Source organism: Luteimicrobium sp. DT211, from assembly GCF_049844995.1.
Classification (GTDB): domain Bacteria; phylum Actinomycetota; class Actinomycetes; order Actinomycetales; family Cellulomonadaceae; genus Luteimicrobium.
The window spans coordinates 701,595-720,953 of the sequence record NZ_JBNCMC010000002.1; the positions used below are offsets into that span (position 1 = coordinate 701,595).

The 19,359-nt window shown below is 74.0% G+C and carries 18 protein-coding genes; 5 read left to right on the plus strand and 13 right to left on the minus strand.

Going from position 1 to position 19,359, the window contains the following annotated elements:
• Positions 1–31 precede the first annotated feature (31 nt).
• The 4 genes from ACLQ14_RS07350 to ACLQ14_RS07365 are packed head-to-tail and all read right to left on the minus strand — an operon-like array spanning position 32 to position 3,751.
• Complete coding sequence (locus tag ACLQ14_RS07350) at positions 32–640, minus strand: response regulator (protein WP_425811416.1); 609 nt, start codon at positions 638–640, stop codon at positions 32–34.
• The gene (locus tag ACLQ14_RS07355) at positions 637–1,893 is read right to left on the minus strand and encodes a sensor histidine kinase (RefSeq protein ID WP_425811418.1); all 1,257 of its coding nucleotides are present in this window, start codon (positions 1,891–1,893) and stop codon (positions 637–639) included. The genes ACLQ14_RS07350 and ACLQ14_RS07355 overlap by 4 nt, the downstream gene beginning before the upstream one ends.
• A gap of 50 nt (positions 1,894–1,943) precedes the next feature.
• Positions 1,944–2,756 carry an ABC transporter permease gene (locus ACLQ14_RS07360; RefSeq protein ID WP_425811420.1) on the minus strand — a complete coding sequence of 271 codons (813 nt, stop codon included), beginning with the start codon at positions 2,754–2,756 and terminating at the stop codon, positions 1,944–1,946.
• Complete coding sequence (locus ACLQ14_RS07365) at positions 2,753–3,751, minus strand: ABC transporter ATP-binding protein (protein ID WP_425811422.1); 999 nt, start codon at positions 3,749–3,751, stop codon at positions 2,753–2,755. Before ACLQ14_RS07365 ends, ACLQ14_RS07360 begins: the two co-directional genes overlap by 4 nt.
• A 206-nt stretch (positions 3,752–3,957) precedes the next feature.
• Between ACLQ14_RS07365 and ACLQ14_RS07370 the strand changes: the two genes are divergently transcribed.
• Both ACLQ14_RS07370 and ACLQ14_RS07375 read left to right on the plus strand, forming a co-directional pair.
• Positions 3,958–4,569, plus strand: coding sequence for a SigE family RNA polymerase sigma factor (locus tag ACLQ14_RS07370; RefSeq protein WP_425811424.1), 612 nt, complete (start codon positions 3,958–3,960; stop codon positions 4,567–4,569).
• A complete protein-coding gene (locus ACLQ14_RS07375) occupies positions 4,566–5,921 on the plus strand; it encodes a hypothetical protein (RefSeq protein ID WP_425811426.1) in 1,356 nt (451 codons plus the stop codon). Before ACLQ14_RS07370 ends, ACLQ14_RS07375 begins: the two co-directional genes overlap by 4 nt.
• Positions 5,922–5,999: 78 nt before the next feature.
• On the opposite strand, the gene ACLQ14_RS07380 is transcribed toward ACLQ14_RS07375, so the two are convergent.
• The gene (locus tag ACLQ14_RS07380; protein WP_425811428.1) at positions 6,000–7,385 is read right to left on the minus strand and encodes a glycine--tRNA ligase; all 1,386 of its coding nucleotides are present in this window, start codon (positions 7,383–7,385) and stop codon (positions 6,000–6,002) included.
• A 176-nt stretch (positions 7,386–7,561) separates the two neighbouring features.
• Between ACLQ14_RS07380 and ACLQ14_RS07385 the strand changes: the two genes are divergently transcribed.
• Positions 7,562–7,957 carry a Fur family transcriptional regulator gene (locus ACLQ14_RS07385; protein WP_425811430.1) on the plus strand — a complete coding sequence of 132 codons (396 nt, stop codon included), beginning with the start codon at positions 7,562–7,564 and terminating at the stop codon, positions 7,955–7,957.
• Here ACLQ14_RS07385 and ACLQ14_RS07390 read toward each other — a convergent pair.
• The 4 genes from ACLQ14_RS07390 to ACLQ14_RS07405 are packed head-to-tail and all read right to left on the minus strand — an operon-like array spanning position 7,950 to position 11,388.
• Complete coding sequence (locus ACLQ14_RS07390) at positions 7,950–8,546, minus strand: GNAT family N-acetyltransferase (RefSeq protein WP_425811433.1); 597 nt, start codon at positions 8,544–8,546, stop codon at positions 7,950–7,952. The two genes, ACLQ14_RS07385 and ACLQ14_RS07390, sit on opposite strands and share 8 nt — an antisense overlap.
• Complete coding sequence (locus tag ACLQ14_RS07395) at positions 8,543–9,385, minus strand: isoprenyl transferase (RefSeq protein WP_425811435.1); 843 nt, start codon at positions 9,383–9,385, stop codon at positions 8,543–8,545. The genes ACLQ14_RS07390 and ACLQ14_RS07395 overlap by 4 nt, the downstream gene beginning before the upstream one ends.
• Positions 9,385–10,173: a DNA repair protein RecO gene (gene recO / locus ACLQ14_RS07400; RefSeq protein ID WP_425811437.1), complete on the minus strand. Its 789-nt coding sequence runs from the start codon at positions 10,171–10,173 to the stop codon at positions 9,385–9,387. Before recO ends, ACLQ14_RS07395 begins: the two co-directional genes overlap by 1 nt.
• A gap of 36 nt (positions 10,174–10,209) precedes the next feature.
• Positions 10,210–11,388: an epoxide hydrolase family protein gene (locus ACLQ14_RS07405; protein WP_425811439.1), complete on the minus strand. Its 1,179-nt coding sequence runs from the start codon at positions 11,386–11,388 to the stop codon at positions 10,210–10,212.
• A 105-nt stretch (positions 11,389–11,493) separates the two neighbouring features.
• Between ACLQ14_RS07405 and ACLQ14_RS07410 the strand changes: the two genes are divergently transcribed.
• Together ACLQ14_RS07410 and ACLQ14_RS07415 are read left to right on the plus strand one after the other, a co-directional pair.
• Positions 11,494–12,471: a helix-turn-helix transcriptional regulator gene (locus ACLQ14_RS07410; RefSeq protein ID WP_425811441.1), complete on the plus strand. Its 978-nt coding sequence runs from the start codon at positions 11,494–11,496 to the stop codon at positions 12,469–12,471.
• A 12-nt stretch (positions 12,472–12,483) separates the two neighbouring features.
• Complete coding sequence (locus ACLQ14_RS07415) at positions 12,484–13,071, plus strand: tetratricopeptide repeat protein (protein WP_425811443.1); 588 nt, start codon at positions 12,484–12,486, stop codon at positions 13,069–13,071.
• A 27-nt stretch (positions 13,072–13,098) separates the two neighbouring features.
• Here the strand turns inward: ACLQ14_RS07415 and ACLQ14_RS07420 are convergent, their stop codons facing one another.
• The 4 genes from ACLQ14_RS07420 to ACLQ14_RS07435 form a co-directional block, all read right to left on the minus strand.
• Positions 13,099–13,644, minus strand: coding sequence for a DinB family protein (locus tag ACLQ14_RS07420; protein WP_425811445.1), 546 nt, complete (start codon positions 13,642–13,644; stop codon positions 13,099–13,101).
• Between the two features lie 7 nt (positions 13,645–13,651).
• Positions 13,652–15,403: a 2-isopropylmalate synthase gene (gene leuA, locus ACLQ14_RS07425; protein ID WP_425811655.1), complete on the minus strand. Its 1,752-nt coding sequence runs from the start codon at positions 15,401–15,403 to the stop codon at positions 13,652–13,654.
• A gap of 330 nt (positions 15,404–15,733) precedes the next feature.
• Complete coding sequence (locus ACLQ14_RS07430; RefSeq protein ID WP_425811447.1) at positions 15,734–17,599, minus strand: hypothetical protein; 1,866 nt, start codon at positions 17,597–17,599, stop codon at positions 15,734–15,736.
• A gap of 143 nt (positions 17,600–17,742) precedes the next feature.
• Positions 17,743–19,344, minus strand: coding sequence for a prolyl oligopeptidase family serine peptidase (locus ACLQ14_RS07435; protein WP_425811449.1), 1,602 nt, complete (start codon positions 19,342–19,344; stop codon positions 17,743–17,745).
• Between the last annotated feature and the right edge of the window lie 15 nt (positions 19,345–19,359).

The window sequence follows — 19,359 nt, forward strand, 5'->3', positions numbered from 1 at the left end:
CCCATCCGTCCACCGGCGGCCGGAAACAGGGCTACAGCCAGCCGTTGTCCTGCGCGATCCGTACGGCCTCGGCGCGCGTCCGGGCGCCCGTCTTCCCGATCGCCGACGACAGGTAGTTGCGCACGGTGCCCTCGGACAGGAAGGCCGCCCTCGCGATCTCGGCGACGGTGCCGCCGTCGGCCGCGTGGAGGAGGACATCGCGCTCGCGCTCGGTGAGCGGGCTCTCCCCCACCGTGAGCGACTCGACGGCGAGGTCGGGGTCGACGACCCGGAGCCCGGCGTGCACCCGGCGGACGGCGTCGGCCAGCTGCTCGGCGGGGGTGTCCTTGACGACGAACCCGCTCGCACCGGCGTCGAGCGCCCGGCGGAGGTAGCCCGGTCGACCGAAGGTCGTGACGATGAGCGACCGGCACTGCGGGTAGCCCTGCCGCAGCGCGCCGGCGGCGCCGATGCCGTCCAGCCCGGGCATCTCGACGTCGAGCAGGGCGACGTCGACGCGGGCGGCGCGGGCCGCGTCGACGACCTCGTCACCGCGCCCGACCTGCGCGACGACCTCGAGGTCGGGCTCGAGATCGAGGAGTGCGGCGAGCGCGCCGCGCACGAGGGCCTGGTCGTCAGCGAGGAGGAGCCGGATCGTCACCGCCCGATCCTCGCACCCGTCGGGGCCCCCGACCGACGGCCCCCCGCGCGCACGGCGAGGCGGAAGCCGCCCAGCGTGCTCGGGCCCGTCTCGACGACGGCTCCCGCCGCCGCCGCCCGCTCGCGCAGCCCCGCGAGCCCGTGCCCGGGCGCGTCGCCGGGCGACCCGGCGCCGTCGGGGCAGGGACCACCGCCGCGGCCGTCGTCCTCGACGACGATCCGGTCCGGCGCCAGCGTCACGACGACCCTGCCGGCGGCCGCGTGCCGCAGGACGTTCGTCGTGCCCTCGCGGACGGTCCACGCGAACAGCTCGCGCAGGTCCTCCGGGACGGCGTCGACGGCGCCGGGAAGCTGCGCCTCGATCGCCGCCGCGTCGAGGGCGCGCCGCGCGGCGGCGAGCTCGCCGGCCAGGGTGACGTGCCGCGTGGCCGCGACCATGCCCCGGACGTCCGCGAGCGCCGACCGGGCGAGTGACTGGATGTCGGCGACCTCGGCCGCGGCTCGCTCCGGGTCAGCCGTGACGAGCCGGCCCGCGAGCTCGGACTTCACGGAGATCACCGTCAGCGAGTGACCGAGGACGTCGTGCATGTCGCGCGCGATGCGCTCGCGCTCGCGCGAGACGGCGAGCGCCGCGACCTCCTCCTGTGCGAGCTGGAGCTGACGGTTCCGTTCGACGAGCTGGCCGAACCCATAGGTCGCGAGGGTCGCGAGGACGAGCGCCGCGATGTTGCCGTCCTCGGGCTGCCAGCCGGGGATCACGCGCGGCAGCACGAGCATGACGACCGCGAGGCCGACGGTGACCAGGAGGGCGCGGGGCGTGCGCAGCAGGTACACGGCCGAGACGCTGATGAACACCAGCCCGACGAGCCCGTGCTCCTGCGCAGCGAGGCAGGCGAGCACCACGCCCACGACCTGGAGCGCGACCGACACCACCGCCCACCGCCGGACGACCCGGCCGTCCCGCACGAACGTGGCGCGGAGCAGGAACACCGACATCACGAACCCGAAGGCGCTGAGCGCGACGCCGAGGATCCCGCACCAGCGGAGCACGGGGTCGGGATTGGCCCACGACTCGCGGGCCGGCTCGCTGAGGAAGACCACCCAGACCGCGCCGAAGAGGGGGCCGACGAGCCGCCACACGCGCCGCTGGCGCTCCTCGGACGACCCCGGGCCTGCGACGGCGAAGGCGAGGGCACGGCCGAAGACGTGGCGGTCGTCGTCGGCCTGCGACGGAGGTGGGGACGGCGCGCTCACGCGACCCACCGTAGTGGTGGGCCGCGTGCGCGCGCCGGAGAACGGGCTGGTCACACCCGTGCCGTGTCCTTGCGGTAGCGCCAGGCGGCGCCGAGCGCGAACACCACGGCCCAGGCGACCACGTTGAGGACGGCGAGCCAGGAGAAGCCGTCGCCCAGCGGGGCGCGGGTCAGCTCGGCGAGCCCGTAGGTCGGCATGACCTTGGCGACGTCCGCGAACCAGCTGTCGCCGAGCGGGACGAACAGTCCGCCCGCGAAGGACAGCAGCGCCAGCACCGGGCCGAGGATCTGCATGACGTTCTCGGACGGGAGCAGGTAGCCCATGAACAGGCCGAAGGCGGCGAACACGAGCGAGCCGACCCAGGCGATCAGCGGCGCGAGGATCCACGCGTAGAACGGCATGTCCGCCTTGCCGAGCGCCAGCCCGACGGCCATGGTGACGAGCACGGAGACGGCGCCGAGGGCCATGGTCGCGGCGATCTTCGTCACCACGTACGCCCAGGGGCGCAGCGGGGTGAGCCGGAGCTGCCGGGTCCAGCCCTGGGCCCGCTCGACCGACACGCTGGCCCCGCCCGAGGTCGCCGTGAGCAGCGCGCCGTAGAGCGCCATCGAGACGAGGATCCACGCCGTGACGTTGCCGTTGCCGGCCTGCTGCGTCGTGTAGTCCGACGAGAGGCCGAAGATCAGGAAGAACACCGGCGGCATCACGAGCGAGAAGATCAGGGTCCGGCGGTTGCGGACGAACCGGCGCAGCTCGAGCCGCAGGTACGTCGCGCTGATCCCGCGCCCGACGGCGGGCGTTCCGATCCGGCTCGCGGCCGGTCGGGCGGGGCTGGGCGCGGAGCTGGGGGCCAGCGTGCTCATCGGAGGGCTCCTTCGGTGACGGTGACGGGTGCCGGCGCGGCGGCGTGGGCGGACGGGCCGGCGGAGGTGAGCGCGACGAACGCCTCCTCGAGGTTCTCGGCGGTGACCTCGAGGTCGCGCGCCTTCGTGCGCGTGAGGAGGTAGCGCGCGACGGCGTCGGAGTCGGAGGTGCGGACGATGAGGCGGCTGCCCCGCTCCTCGACCGTGTCGACGCCCGGGAGCGCGCGCAGCGCGTCGAGCACCTGACCCGGCTCGGCCTCGACGTCGAGCAGCGCCGTCACGGTGCGGCCCGACGCGAGGTTCTTGACCTCGGTGGACGAGCCGTCCGCGACGATCCGGCCCTGGCTGACGAGGACGATGCGGTCCGCGTACGCGTCGGCCTCCTCCAGGTAGTGGGTGGCGAACACGACGGTCCGGCCGTGCGCGGCGTCCTGGCGGATCGCCGCCCAGAACTCGCGGCGGCCCTCGACGTCCATGCCTGTCGTCGGCTCGTCGAGCAGCAGGAGGTCCGGCTCCGAGACGAGCGCCATGGCGAACCGGAGCCGCTGCTGCTGGCCGCCCGAGCACTTGCCGACCATCCGGTCGGCGATGTCGGCGATGCCCGCGCGCTCGAGGTACGGCGTCGGCGAGCCGGTGCGGCCGAACAGCGAGGCCGTGAGCTCGACGGTCTCCGCGACCGTGATGTCGCGGAGCAGGCCGCCCGTCTGCATGACGGCGGCGATGCGGCCCGCGGCGATCGCGTCCTCCGGGCTGCTCCCGAACACCTCGAGCGTGCCGGACGAGGGCCGCGACAGCCCGAGGACCATGTCGATGGTGGTGGTCTTGCCGGCGCCGTTCGGGCCGAGGAACGCGACCACCTCGCCCGGCATGATCGTGAGGTCGATGCCGTTGACGGCACGCACGGCGCCCGACGGCGACGAGAACTGCTTGTGCAGCCCGTGCAGCGCGAGCGCGGGCGTCGTGGGGAGGGCGTGGGACCCCTGCGGTGTGCTCATGTCTCCATCCTGGACGGAGGCGCTGGTCAGCGGCACCGACGACTGTCACAGGCGCCTCATGACATCTGTCATGAGGCGGCCACGCCACGTGCCGCCGCCGCGGGCCCGGCGCTCCGTTCCAGGCCGGCTCGTACGGCAGACTCAGGTCGGACCCCGCCGGGACTCAACTTTGGGGCCCGGTCGTGCGTGTGAAGGAGGTGACGACGATGACGATCGCACCTCAGCCCGGAGACGGCACGCGTCCCGGCCCCACCGTGCGGGTCCACGTGACCGAGTCGACGGCCCCGGCGGACCCGGCCACCGACAGCGAGAAGCCCGACCGTGACCGCGCCTTCACCGCATTCATGGAGAGCCATGCCGACGACCTCCTGCGCACCGCCTGGTTCCTCAGCGGCGACGCCCACCGCGCCGAGGAGCTCGTGCAGCAGGCGCTGGTGCGGACGTACACCGCCTGGCACCGCGCCGCGGCCACCGACCCCCTCGCGTACGCGCGGCGGATCCTCGTGAACCAGCGCATCGACACGTGGCGCCGACGACGACGCGAGGTGCTCTCCGAGCCGTCCGACCTCGCCGCGCTCACGCCCGCGGGGCGCGACGAGCACGCGTCGGCGGACGACCGCGACCAGCTCACCCGCGCCCTCGCCATGCTCTCCCCCCGCGCGCGGCGCATCGTCGTCCTGCGCCACCTCGTCGGGCTGCCCGAGGCCGAGGTCGCGGCCAGCCTCGGGATCAGCGTCGGCACCGTCAAGTCGACCGCGTCGCGGGGCCTCGCGACCCTGCGAGCCACGCTCACCGAGACCGAGAGGAGCGCGTCATGAGCACCGACGACGAGTTCGCCCGTGCGCTGCGGGAGCGTGCCGACGCCGCCGTGCCGGCGATGTCCCTCGATCCCGCCGCCACCCTGCGGCGCGGACGGCGGCACGTCCGCACCCGCCACGCCTGGCAGGTCGGGTCCGTCGTCGCCGCCGTCGGTGTGGTCGCCGTCGCGGTCGCCCCGACGCTGCCGATGTCCTCGCCGACCAGCAACGACGCGACCGCGCAGGTGGGGGTGTCGTCGCAATCGCCCACCCCGCACCCGTCGTCGACGTTCACCGGGCGCGTGGCCGGCCCCGACTCAACCCTCGCCTCCGCGCCGGGGAGCAAGCGGGTCGCGATCGACAGCGCGACCGTGCTCGGCGCATCCGTCGTCGCCCAGGCGAAGGAGCTCCAGCAGGAGATGTTCGACGCGATGGACACGCCCTACGACGCGGCCGTGTGGGACGACTTCAGCTACCGCCTCGACGCGCTGGTCGCGAAGGCCGACGCCGCCAACGCCAGGCACCCGCACTCCGACGCCGTCGAGCTGGGGTACTTCGTGTTCCCCGACCGCTACACGCACCGGTTGACCTCGTGGATCGGGTGGGACAACGCGAACCGCATCACCCTCGCCTGGGACGCGGACCACGGGATGCTGCGAAAGAGCGCCATCTCTCCGCAGGGGGTGAACAGCCTGGACTCCTTCGTCGACGCGGTCGGCTCGGGCGCCCTTGAACTTGTGGTGCACGACTACGACCGCGGCCTGCACGACGGATCGGAGCTGACCTACCAAGATCGCAGGGGAAAGCACTACACGTACGACGTCTTCAACGGATGGGTAGGGATCGCCACGACGGCCATGGCGCGACCCGCGCCTGCGTCCGGGTACACCGTCGACGTCACACCTGACCAGCGCACCAAGCTCGAGTCCCTGAGCGCGCAGTCGATGTCGTCCGGCTCCGGCCTCTCGGCGGCGAACGAGCTCGAGCCGCTCATGAGCGCCGTGGCCTCCACCCGGCACCCGAAGAAGGACACCGGTGATCATGACGTCGTCACGGCCGGCCTCACACCGTTCGGGATCGACGCACCCCATGGCTCCGTCATCGTGCCGACCAAGGACGCCCAGTGGAACGGCTGGGTCGACGGGCGCACCACCGTCGTGATCGCCGGTGCCAAGGCAGACCCGGACACGGCGCAAGCCACGTCGACGGGTCAGATCCGGCTCGTCGCCGCCGGAAACGAGGAGGGGACGCCCTACTCGATCAAGGGCACCGGCTCTCTGACGCTCGAATCGGAGTCGCAGGGCGTCCTGACGCTCCGCGACGCCCACGGCGCGACCCACCGGTTCGACCTCGCGACCACGGGCTGGATCTGACTTGCGCCCGGTCCGGGTACGGCGCCGGCCGGCGACCACGGGGCTTCCCCGTGGCCGCCGGCCGGCGGTCGTGCGCGGTCAGGCGCCGACGAGGTGCGTCGCCAGGTACGCGGTGACCTGGTCGAGCGCGACGCGCTCCTGCTTCATGGAGTCGCGGTGCCGGATCGTGACGGCCTGGTCGTCGAGCGTGTCGAAGTCGACGGTGATGCAGAACGGCGTGCCGATCTCGTCCTGGCGGCGGTACCGGCGGCCGATGGCGCCGGCGTCGTCGAAGTCGACGTTCCACGCCTGGCGCAGCTCGGCGGCGAGGTCGCGCGCCTTGGGCGAGAGGCTCTCGTTGCGCGACAGCGGCAGGACGGCGGCCTTGACGGGCGCGAGGCGCGGGTCGAGCCGGAGCACGGTGCGCTTGTCGACGCCGCCCTTCGCGTTGGGGGCCTCGTCCTCGCTGTACGCCTCGACGAGGAACGCCATGAGCGAGCGCGTGAGGCCCGCGGCGGGCTCGATGACGTACGGGACCCAGCGCTCGTTCTTCTCCTGGTCGAAGTAGGACAGGTCCTTCCCGGAGTGCTCGGCGTGCGTCTTGAGGTCGAAGTCCGTGCGGTTCGCGATGCCCTCGAGCTCGCCCCACTCGGATCCCTGGAAGCCGAACCGGTACTCGATGTCGACGGTGCGCGTCGAGTAGTGGGAGAGCTTCTCCTTCGGGTGCTCGTAGCTGCGCAGGTTCTCGGACGAGATGCCGAGACCCGTGTACCAGGCGGTCCGGGTGTCGATCCAGTACTGGTGCCACTCGGCGTCGGTGCCGGGCTCGACGAAGAACTCCATCTCCATCTGCTCGAACTCGCGCGTACGGAAGATGAAGTTGCCGGGGGTGATCTCGTTGCGGAACGACTTGCCGATCTGGGCGATGCCGAACGGCGGCTTCTTGCGCGCGGCCGACGACACGTTGCCGAAGTTCACGAAGATGCCCTGCGCGGTCTCGGGCCGCAGGTAGTGCAGGCCCGACTCGTCCTCGACGGGGCCGAGGTACGTCTTGAGCATCATGTTGAAGTCGCGGGGCTCGGTCCACTGGCCGCGGGTGCCGCAGTTGGGGCAGGCGATCTCGGCGAGGCCGCCCTCGGGGGCGCGGCCCTTCTTCTCCTCGAACTCCTCGATCATCTGGTCCTCGCGGAACCGCTTGTGGCAGTGGAGGCACTCGGTGAGCGGGTCGGTGAAGACGCCGACGTGGCCGGAGGCGACCCAGACCTGGCGCGGGAGGATGACGGCGGAGTCGAGGCCGACGATGTCGTCGCGGCTCGTGACCATCGCCCTCCACCACTGGCGCTTGATGTTCTCCTTGAGCTCGACGCCGAGGGGTCCGTAGTCCCAGGCGGAGCGCGTACCGCCGTAGATCTCGCCGGACGGGAAGACGAAGCCTCGCCTCTTGGCGAGCGAGACGACGGCGTCGAGACGGGAGACAGGGGCCACGGGGCACTCCTCGAAGACGGCTGCCCGCATGGCGTGCGGGCAGGTGGGGGGTTCGTTCGGAGGTCTCAGCCTACCGGGCGGCCTCCAGGCGGCCCGCGCTCTTTGACACCGTTCACCCCGCTAGATGAGAATGAGAATCGACAAGCAGCCCGCCCGACGACCGCCGGAGACCAGCCGTGCAGCGCATCACCAAGCAGCGCGTCGCCGTCCAGCACGCGCTGGACGACCTGGACGACTTCCGCTCCGCCCAGCAGCTCCACGAGCTGATGCGCGCGCACGGCGACGGCGTCGGGCTCGCGACCGTCTACCGCACCCTCCAGTCCCTGGCCGACGACGGCGCCGTCGACGTGCTGCGCACCGAGGGCGGCGAGAACGTGTACCGCCGCTGCGCCAAGCAGGACCACCACCACCACCTGGTCTGCCGCACGTGCGGCCGCGCGGTCGAGATCGACGGGCCGAGCGTCGAGGCGTGGGCTGCGTCCGTCGGTGCGCAGCACGGCTTCACCGAGATCCAGCACACGGTCGAGCTGTTCGGCACCTGCGCGGACTGCCGGGCCGCCGCGGTCAGCTGAGGGCTTCGTCGCCGACGAGCGCCGCGACGACGTCCGCGGTGAGCTCGCGGTCGGCGAACAGCAGGCGGACGGCCGCCGGGTCGGGGTTGTCGCGGTCCGGGCCGCGCCAGGCGAGCGTGAGGCCGGCGCGCTCGACGACGGCCCGCGAGCGCACGTTGTGCTCCAGCAGCCGTGCCACGACCGGACGGTCGGGGTCGGCCTCGGCGGCGCAGGACCGTGCCGCTCGCACGAGCTCGCTCGCGTAGCCCTGACCCTGGGACGCCGGGCGCAGGCGGTAGTAGAGGTTCCACGCGACGTCACCCGCGCCCATGCAGCCGCCCGCGCCGAGCAGGATGCGCGAGCCCGGGTCGCGCAGGGTCCAGTAGCCGAGCCCGTCCTGGTCCCACGACGCGGTGCAGAGCGCGACGAACCGCTCCGTCTGCCCCCGGTCGACGTGGCGGCCCGAGGGAAAGTGCCACCACACGGCCGGGTCGGTGTTGAGGACGAACAGGTCGTCGACGTCGCCCGCACCCACGGCGCTCAGGAGGAGGCGCTCGGTGTGCACGACCCACGGCGACCCGCCCGTCCCGGCCCCCGGCGACGCGCTCATCCCTGCTCCGCGGGCCCGGACGCGACGGCGTCCACCGCTCCGCCGTACCGGCGGTCGCGGCGCGCGTACTCCTCGACGGCGCGCCACAGCACCCGGCGGTCCACGTCGGGCCACAGCTCGGGGACGAACACCATCTCGGCGTACGCCGACTGCCACGGCAGGAAGTTCGACGTCCGCTGCTCCCCGGACGACCGCAGGAACAGGTCGACGTCGGGCATGTCCGGGTCGTACAGGTGCTTCGCGATGGTCTTCTCGGTGATCCGTGACGGGTCGAGGCGCCCGGCCGCGACCTCCGCGGCGACCGCCCGCACGGCGTCGGTGATCTCGAGCCTGCCACCGTAGTTCACGCACAGGGTGAGGGTCAGCCCGTCGTTGCCCGCGGTCTGGCGCTCGGCGACCTGCAGCTCCTTGACGACGCTCCCCCACAGGCGCGGCTGCCGGCCGGCCCACCGGATCCGGACGCCCCACGAGTCCCACAGGTCCCGACGCCGCCGGATCGTCTCGCGGTTGAAGCCCATGAGGAACCGGACCTCCTCGGGCGAGCGCTTCCAGTTCTCCGTCGAGAACGCGTACGCCGACACGTGGGAGAGGCCGAGCTGGACGGCGCCCGCGACCACGTCGTTGAGCGCCACCTCCCCCGCCTCGTGCCCTGCGGTACGCGGCAGCCGCCGGGCGTTGGCCCACCGCCCGTTGCCGTCCATGACGATCGCGACGTGCCGCGGCAGCACCTCGGCCGGGATGGCCGGCGGCCGGGCGCCCGACGGGTGCGGCGCGGGCGCGGCCCGCGGGATCCGGGCGGACGCCGACGTCGGCGGGGTACGGCGGGAGGCTCGTGCCATCACAGGAAGGTGGTCTCCGTCTCGCGGGTCGTGGTGAGGTCGGCCGCGTCCTGGCGGTCGGGCTCGCGCTCGACCAGCCGCAGGGACCGGAGCCGGCGCTCGAGGTGGAACTGGGAGTACGCCGCGACGAGCCCGCTCGCCTCGCTGCGGTGCCGCGCCGACGACGCGTCGGCCGTCGCCCAGTCGCCGGCGAGCAGGGCGGCGAGCAGGGCGAACGTCTCGGGGGCGGGCGCCGTCGAGCCGGGGGGCCGGCACCGCGGGCACACGGCGCCGCCCGTCCCCACGGAGAACGCGGTGTGCGGGCCGGGCTCGCCGCAGCGCGCGCAGTCGGTGAAGCTCGGCGCCCAGCCGGCCACGGACAGCGCGCGCAGCAGGTAGGAGTCCAGGACGAGGCCGGCGGCGTGGTGGTGCTGCGCGAGCGCGCGTACCGCGCCGGCGAGGAGCCAGAACTGCTGGACGGCGGGCTCCCCCTCCTCGGTGAGCCGCTCGGCGGTCTCGAGCATCGCCGTCCCCGCCGTGTAGAGCGCGTAGTCGCGCGCGATCTCGCTCGCGTACGGGCCGACCGTCTCGACCTGGGTCACGACGTCGAGCGTCCGGCCGACGTAGAGCTGGGCATCGACGAACATGAACGGCTCGAGGCGCGCGCCCACCCGCGACGACGTGCGCCGCACCCCCTTGCCGACGGCGCGCACCTTCCCGTGCTCGCGCGTCAGGAGGGTGACGATGCGGTCGGCCTCGCCCAGCTTCTGGGTGCGGAGGACGAGCGCCTCGTCGCGGTAGACCGGCATGCGCACCATTCTCCCCCGCCGGGCCGACATCGGTGGTCAGAGCGACGCGAAGAACTCCCGGACGTCGCCGACGAGCACGTCGGGGTCCGTCACGGCGGCGAAGTGCCCGCCGCGCGGCAGCTCGGTGTACCGGACGAGGTGAGTGGACCGCTCCACGCACGTACGCAGCGAACGGAAGTCCTCGGGGAAGACTGCGACGGCCGTCGGGACCGGGTTGGTCAGGTCGCGGTAGCCGGCGCCGCTCCGCGCGTTCTCGAGGTAGTGCCGCGCGGCGGAGCCCGCCGTGCGGGTGAGCCAGTAGATCGTCAGGTGCGCGAGGTACTCGTCGGCGTCGACGGGCTGCGTGCCGAACCCGCTCCACAGCTCCGCGTTCCACGCCAGGAGCCCCGCGGGCGAGTCCTCGAGCGCGAACGCGAGCGTCTGCGGGCGCTTCTCCTGGATCGGCTGGTAGCCCGCCTTCGCCCGGAATTCGGCGGTCGAGCCGGACGTGAGGCTCACGCGGTCCTTCTCGTCGAGACGCGCGACGTCGGCCTCGTCGGCCGGGAAGGCGAAGATCTGCTGCACGTGCACACCCACGAGCCCGTCCGGCGCGAGGATCCCGAGCTCGCGCCCCACGAGGGAGCCGACGTCGTTCCCGACGACGCCCCACCGCTCGTAGCCGAGCCCCACCATGAGCGCGGCGAGCGCCCGGGCGCTGCGCGCGCTGTCCCAGCCGGTCTCCGTCGTCGGGCCCGAGAACCCGAAGCCCGGCAGCGACGGGACGACGACGTCGAACGCGGGGGCGCCCGGCGCGCCGTGCGCCGCGGGTTCCGTGAGCGGCCCGACGACGCGTTCGTACTCGAGGAGCGTCGACGGCCAGCCGTGCAGCAGCAGGAGCGCGGTCGCGGGCGAGCCGGACGGCCGGGCGGAGCGCACGTGCCAGAAGTGGACGCGCTGCCCGTCCACGGTCGTCGTGTACTGGGGGTGGGCGTTGACGCGCGAGGCGACCTCGTCGAGGTCGAGCTCGCGCCACCGGTCGGCGAGGGCGCGCACCGTCGCGACGGGCATGCCCTGGTCGGCGCCGACGCCCGCGGGCTCGACCGGCCACACGGTGCGGGCGAGCCGGTCACGGAGATCGGTGACCCGCTCCGGGTCGACGACGACCTCGAAGGGCTCGAAGGCGGTCGGGGGCTCCGTCGGGGTGACGGTCTGCTGGTGCTGCTCCTGCACGGTCATCGCGGGCTCCTCGTCGCCGGCCCGGTGCGTCTCACCGGGGACACGCACCAGCCTCGTGGGCATTCAGGTCAGCTTGTGTCCTGAATCAGCGTGAGGATGGATGCCATGCAGGAGACCTCCGCCCGGCTGCTCGAGCTCCTCTCCCTGCTCCAGGCGCGCCGCGAGTGGACCGGCCGCGAGCTCGCCGGGCGGCTCGAGGTGGGCGAGCGCACGGTGCGCCGCGACGTCGAGCGCCTGCGCTCCCTCGGCTACCCCGTCGCCGCCACGCGCGGCGTCGCGGGCGGCTACCGGCTCGAGGCGGGCGCGGCCATGCCCCCGCTCCTCCTGTCCGACGACGAGGCCGTCGCGATCGCGGTCGGCCTCCGCACCGCCGCCCGCCACCCGGTGAGCGGGATCGACGAGTCGGCGGCGCGGGCGATCGCCAAGCTCGAGCAGGTGCTCCCACCCCGCCTGCGTGCACGCGTCGTGGCGCTCGCCGGTGCGACCGTCGACGTCCCGCCCGACGGTCCCGCGGCCGTGGTGGACGCCGACACCCTCGCCGCGTTCGCCGCGGCCGTCCGCGACCACGAGACGGTCCGCTTCGACTACGCCCGCCACGACGGGACCGACTCGCGCCGACGGGCCGAGCCGCACCGGCTCGTCGTCTGGGGGCGGCGCTGGTACCTGCTGGCCTGGGACCTCGACCGCGGCGACTGGCGCACGTTCCGGCTCGACCGCTGCGGCAGGCCCGGGTCTCCCGCCGGTCCGAGGTTCGCCCCGCGCGAGCTGCCGGACGACCCGGCGGACCTCGTGCGCCGCGGTGTGTCCGCCGCGGGTGCCAGGGTCCGGGCGCGGGTCCTGGTGCACGCCCCCGCGGACGTGGTGCTGGCCCGGGTGAGCCCGGCCGTCGGCACTGTCACGGCCCGCGACGACGGCTCGTGCGTGCTCGACGCGGGCGCCGACTCGCCCGCCGCGCTCGCCCGCTACCTGGCCTGGCTCGACGCCGACTTCGAGGTCGTCGAGCCGGACGAGGTGCGCGCCGAGGTGCGCGCGCTCGCCGCCCGCTACGCGCGGGCGGATGCCGGACGCGGCGTCCCGTCGTGATGTGATGGCACGATGACCGCACTCCCGAAGCAGCCGCCGACGCCCGCCGACGACGCCACCACGGAGGCCGGGCACAGCGCTCCCGCCGGGTCGTGGGAGGAACGCATCGCCGCCGCCTGGTACCGCGCCCGTACCGAGGAGGTCCCCGACGACGAGCTCCGCGACACCGTCGGCACGCTGGTCGCCGAGCTTCCCGCCGGGCACCCCGTCGCGCTCTACGAGACCGGCAGCGCCTGGGACTCGACCGGCGTCCCCGACCAGGCCATCGCGTTCTACCGCGCCGCCCTCGACGCCGGCCTGCCGCCCGACCGCCGCCGCCAGACCGTGATCCAGCTCGCGAGCTCCCTGCGCAACGTGGGCCGCCCCGACGAGGCCGTGGCCGTCCTGCGGGACGAGCGGCGCGAGCGCTCCGACGACCTGGACGCCCAGCTCGACGCGTTCCTCGCGCTCGCCCTCGCCGACGCCGGGCACGCCCGCGAGGGCGTGGGCGTGGCGGTCGCGGCGCTCGGCGGCGTCGTGCAGCGCTACCACCGCTCGCTCGTCGCCTACGGCGAGGAGATGGAGCGGAGCGCCCGCGCCGACGCGGCCGGGCGCGCCTGACCGCGTCCGGACGGCCGCGCGGCGCCGCTACTCGCCGACGAGGCCGTCCACGTTCTCGCGCAGCAGGTCGGCGTGACCGTTGTGCCGCGCGTACTCCTCGACGAGGTGCACGACGATCCACCGCAGCGTGAAGCGCTCGCCCGTGTGCCGGTCGGCACCGGCCGAGGTGGCGTCGAGGCCCCCGGAGGCGAGCGCGGCCGCCACGATCGCGTCGGAGCGGGCGACCGCGGCGTCGAAGCCCGCGCGCAGCTCCTCGGGCGAGTCGGCGGCCGCGCTGTGCCACTCCCAGTCGCGGTCCTGGGACCAGTCGACGGCGGCCCACGGCTCGCTCGGCTCGCTCCCGAGCCAGACGACGCGCCACCAGTTGTCCTCGACGTAGGCGAGGTGCTTGAGCAGGCCGCCGAGGGTCATCGACGACGGCGCGAGGGGGCGCCTCAGGTCGACGGCGTCCAGCCCGGACGTCTTCCACCGCAGCGTGTCGCGGTGGTAGGCCAGGAACCCCAGGAGCGTCTCGGCCTCACCCGCCTGCAAGGGCGGGTCGAGGCGGACGTCGGCGGCCTGCTCGAAACCCATCGTCGGCTCAGCGGCCGACGGACGCCGGGTCGGCCGCGCGACCCTCGGCCTGCACCCGCTCGTACCGGTTCACGGCCGAGACGATCGCCTTGAGGGACGCCGTCGTGATCGACGGGTCGATCCCCACGCCCCAGAGCACGTCGTCGCCGACCGAGCACTCGACGTAGGCGGCCGCGGCCGCGTCGGAGCCCGCCGAGAGCGCGTGCTCCGCGTAGTCCAGGACCAGCACGTCGTGCCCGACCTGGCGCAGCACGTCGAGGAACGCGTCGACCGGGCCGTTGCCGGTCCCCGTGACGGTCCGGGCGCGGCCCGCGTCCACGAGCTCGACCTCGAGCGTGTCGGGCCCCTCCTCCGACGACGACGTCCGCGTCGACACGAGGCGGAGGCGACCCCACGGCTCGAGCCCCGAGTCGGGCTCGACGGGCAGGTACTCGTCGGAGAAGATCCGCCAGATGTCCTCGGCGTTCACCTCGATGCCGCGCGCGTCGGTGTGCTCCTGGACCGCGCGCGAGAACTCGATCTGGAGGCGGCGCGGGAGGTCGAGGTTCCGCTCCGACTTCAGCAGGTACGAGATGCCGCCCTTGCCGGACTGGGAGTTCACGCGGATCACGGCCTCGTAGCTGCGCCCGACGTCCTTGGGGTCGATCGGCAGGTACGGCACGCCCCAGACGATGTCCTCGACGGTGGCGCCCTGCGCCTCCGCGCGCTTGGCCATGGCGTCGAGGCCCTTCTTGATCGCGTCCTGGTGCGACCCGGAGAACGCCGTGAACACGAGGTCGCCGGCCCACGGGTGGCGCTCGCCGACCGGGAGCTGGTTGCACTGCTCGACGGTCCGGCGGATGCGGTCCATCTGCGAGAAGTCGATCTCGGGGTCGATGCCCTGGCTGAACAGGTTCATGCCCAGGGTGACCAGGTCGACGTTGCCGGTGCGCTCGCCGTTGCCGAACAGGCAGCCCTCGATGCGGTCGGCGCCGGCCTGGTAGCCCAGCTCGGCGGCCGCGACCGCGGTGCCCCGGTCGTTGTGCGGGTGCAGCGACAGGATGACGTGCTCGCGGTGCTCGAGGTGGCGGTTCATCCACTCGATCGAGTCGGCGTAGACGTTCGGTGTCGCCATCTCGACGGTCGCGGGCAGGTTGACGATGACGGGGCGCTCCGCCGTCGGCTCGAAGACCTCGAGCACCTCGTTGCAGATGCGGACCGCGAACTCCAGCTCGGTGCCCGTGTAGGACTCCGGCGAGTACTCGTAGTAGATCCGCGTCTCCGGGATCGTCTCCTCGAACTTGCGGCACAGCTTCGCGCCCTCGAGCGCGATGTCGACGATGCCGTCCTCGTCCGTGCGGAACACGACCTCGCGCTGCAGCACCGACGTCGAGTTGTACAGGTGGACGATCGCCTGCTTCGCGCCGCGCAGCGACTCGTACGTGCGGGCGATGAGGTGCTCGCGGGACTGGGTGAGCACCTGGATGATCACGTCGTCAGGGATGAGCTCCTGCTCGATGAGCTGGCGCACGAAGTCGTAGTCCGTCTGGGACGCGGACGGGAACCCGACCTCGATCTCCTTGTAGCCCATGTCGACGAGCAGGCGGAACATCGCGAGCTTGCGCTCCGCGTTCATGGGCTCGATGAGTGCCTGGTTGCCGTCGCGCAGGTCCACGGCGCACCAGCGGGGCGCCTTGGTGATGCGCTTGTCGGGCCACGTGCGGTCCGGCAGCGACACGTCGATCTGGGCGTGGAACGGCTCGTACTTGTGGACCGGCATGCCCGACGGGCGCTGCTGCGCGTGGGCCCAGCGGGGGTCACCGGCGGCGGGGCCGGCGGGGCTCTGGGGGGCGTGGTTCGTCACGGGAGGTTCCTCACGGTCGTGCGGTTGGTTTCGTCAGCCGGCACACCAACCACCGCGGCGAGGAACCGGCTCAGCGAGCCTCGCCGCGGCACCGAAGGAGGAGGCTGCCCGTCGTGACCGACGGGCGCAGCTCGGGGGTACGCACGCCGCCACTGTACTCCACGGACCCAGGACGCCCGCGAGCGGGGCGCGACGAGCGCCGCGCCCCGCTCCCGGTCCGGGCCGGGCCGGTGTCCAGGCGTCCCGTCAGCGACGACGGTCCGGGCGGGCCTGGAGCGCCGCGTCCACCGCGGGGTCGCCGAGCGCGCCGAGCCAGTCGAGCAGCGCCGTGTACGTCGAGGGGTTGGACGCGACGTAGGGACGCAGCGCGGGAGCGTGCTCGGCGATCTGGGCGAGGACCTCCAGCGGCGTGCTGGGGTCCGCGGCCTGCTCCGCCGTGTAGCCGGCGACGGGGAGAACCGTCGTCGACTCCTGGTCCGCCGGCGCCGACGCGGCGCGCTCCGGCTCCGGCTCCGGCTCCGGCTCCGGCTCACGCTCGGCGAGGGGCTCCGGCTCGGCGAGGGGCTCGGGCTCGACGACGGGCTCCGGCTCGGGCTCACGCGTCGCAGCCGGCTCGGGCTGGGGCTCCGGCTCCGGCGCCACGAACGGCTGCGCCTCGACGGGCTCGGACTGCGGCTCGACGGGCTCCGTGAACGCCTCCTCCGTGGCAGGCGCGTCGACGGGGCGGGCCGGCACCGCGGGCTTCGCGGCGGGCCGGCGCGGCGCGCGGCGCGGGGTCCACTCGTAGGCGGTGCGGGGCCCGGGCACCTCGACGCGCGTCCTCGCCCCCCACTCGCGGACTGCCGGTCCGAGCAGCGCGAGCCCGAGGATCACGGGCAGCCCGTAGGCGATGACGGCAAGCTCCACGGGCACGCCGACGACCTTCCACGCGTCCACCGAGACGGCGACGCTCCCGAGGACGACCGCGACCGCGACGACCAGCCACGCGAGGCCCCTGCCTGCGGCCGCCGAGCTCCGGTACGCGGCCCACGCGACGGCGGCGAGCACGGCGACCGCGCCCGTCGCCACGAGCGTCACGACGACGCTCGTGGGGTGCGCGCCGTCCGCGACCACGACGACGCGGGCGATCGCGACCAGCGCCGACACGACGGCGAGCAGCAGGAGAGTCGCCCGGGCGACGGCGTCGCCGACCACGCCGTCCTCGGGGGCGGTAGCCAGCCCGCGACGGAACGCGGCACCGGCCGCGACGGCGCCCAGCGCCGGCACGAGGACCAGCCCGAACCGGAGCGTGTGGAACGACTCGAAGCGCAGCAGGTCGGGTGCCGAGCCGGCGCCGACGACAAACAGCACGGCGAGCGCCGCGCCGACACCCACGAGCACGTCGGACCACGGCCGGTCACCGCGGAACGCGCCCCACGCGGGGAGCGCGCCGATCGCCAGGATCACGGCCGTCCCGAGGATCGCGAACAGGAGCTGAGCCGCCCCGTGCCACGGGCCGCTGGCGAGGAAGATCACGAGCGCCGCCAGCGCACCGACCACGAGGGCCGCGCCGATCACGCCGAGGACGAGGCGCCAGAGGCGCACGACGGCCGCGTCCTCGTCGTCGGGGCCGAGCTCGGCCTGGCGCGGCTGGGCGACGAGCAGGGCGCCGGCCAGGCCCAGGGCGAGGCCCGTGCCGACGCCGCGGTCGCCGAGCGACGTCCCCGCGAGCAGGTCGAGCAGCAGGTAGACGAGTGACACCACGACGTACGGCGCCGCGGCCCACAGCCGGACCGTGCGGGTGGTGTGGACGCTCCAGCCGGTCGGCAGGACGCCGGCCCGCGCGAGATACGGGAGCGGGATCGCGGCGAGCGCCACGACGACGGACAGCACGACCTCGACCCGGGAGGACGCGCCCGCCCGGATCGTCCACGGCAGCGCGAGGCTGGTCAGCAGCGCGACCGCGGCGACGACGTCGCGCACGACGTCGAGCACAGGGACCCGGCCGGACGGCACGGCGTCGGCGGGAACGGCGCGGTCCTCGTCCCGGTCGTCCACGGTCTCGGCCGTCGGCGTCACCTGCTCCAGGTCCGGCGTTGCGTCGGGCGTGCCGGGCGGTTCGGCGATGCTCACATGGGCTCCTTCGGTCGGGCGAGCGGCGAGGCGGCCCCGGTCGGACACCGGGGCGCAGGCTCCGGCCGCTCGTCTACGCTACGTGGTCGTTTCTACCGGTCCGGACGGATCGGGACAACCGTGCCTCGCCGGGCGGGCGGCGATCAGATGCCGAGCTGGAACACGCCCCAGTACGCGGTGGTCAGCAGGAGCGTGACGACGGCGAAGGCGAGCGCCGCCGCGAGGGCCCAGCCGCCGATCCCGCGCGCGACGGGCTGGCCGGCGCGCACGCCCGGCACGGCCGAGTGTCCGCTGGGCGCGTCGCGGCCGACCCGCTCCCGCAGCCACAGCAGGACGCTGCGCCGCGCCTCCCGGCGGTCCGAGAGCCGGTTGACGACGACCGCCACGGGGACGAGCGACGCGAGCCCGATCGCGCGGACCCCGAGCCAGCCGCCCTGGACGACGAGGGCGTTCTGCGAGTAGTTGAGCGCGATCTTCGCGATCGCGACCAGGTACACGACGAGCGCGAGCATCGTCAGCACCGCCCCGAGCGAGGCGAGCAGCATCGGCACGCGCAGGTCGCGCGCGAGGCCGCCGACGTGGCTGCGGAAGCGCCACCTCCGCGTGCCGAGCGCGACGAGCATCCACACGAGGGGGGCGCCGATCGCGAGCGACACGGCCGCGATCGTGAAGCCGAAGACGGCGTCGCCGTCCCCGTACCAGCGCGGGCTCGGGACCGCCTCCGCGAGGTAGCTCTGGTTGGGTTGGGCGCCCGCGATCTGCGGCGACGCGCCCGCCGTGCCCGGCAGGCCGGCGACCCAGTCGGCGAGGTCCTGCTGGAACGCCGCCGACACGGCGCCGGCCCCGCCTCCGAGGTGCAGCCCGTGGTCGGCGCCGTCGTAGTAGCGGACGGTCACCTCCTGGTTCCCGGCCTTCGCGGTGTCGGCCAGGATGTCCTGCGCGCCCTGCTCGATCGGCATCGAGACGTCGGCGTCGCCGTAGACGACGAGGGTCGGCTGGGTCAGGCGCTCGAGGTACGGCCGCACGTCGAAGTCGGCGTAGTCGAGGCCGCCGTCGGGCAGGTCCATGCCGACGGCGCGGGGGATCGCGCGGAACACGCCCTGCGGGACGCCCGTGTTCCGCAGGTAGTTGTCGACGGCGAACGCGGCCTGCTCGCGGGGCCTCACGACGGGCGCGGACACGAGTGCGGTGAACGCGATCGCCGGGTCCTGGGTCGCCATCACGGGGGCGATCCACGTGCCCTCGGACTCGCCGTAGACGCCCACGCGCGTCGGGTCGACGCCGGGCTCGGTGCGCAGCAGCTGGACGGACCGGTCGTAGTCGCCGGCCTCCTGCACGTAGTCGCGGTGCTGCAGCGAGTAGCTGGTGAGGTTCTTCGACGGGACGAGGGTCACGACGCCCGCACTAGCGAGGGCCCACGCCTGCGGCGCGAACGCCGTGGCCGAGTCCCCGGTGCCCGCGCCGTGCACGAACACGACGCCCGGCAGGTCGTCGCCCGCGCCCACCGGCTGACGGATCTGTCCCGTGACGGTCGTGTCCTCGAGCTGGATCGCCACCTCGCGGGACACCACCGGGTAGGTCCCGACGGCTACCGGGTCGTGCGTCCCCCCGATCGTGGTGTCGGTGGTCTGGGTGCGGATGTGGTCCGTCACCGGTTGGGGGTCCCACTCCGGCCCGGCGAAGGCGCCGACGGCGGCGAGACCGATCGCGAGGACGGCCGTCGTCGCAGCTGTCCTGAAAGTCACGCGTCGATGCTACGT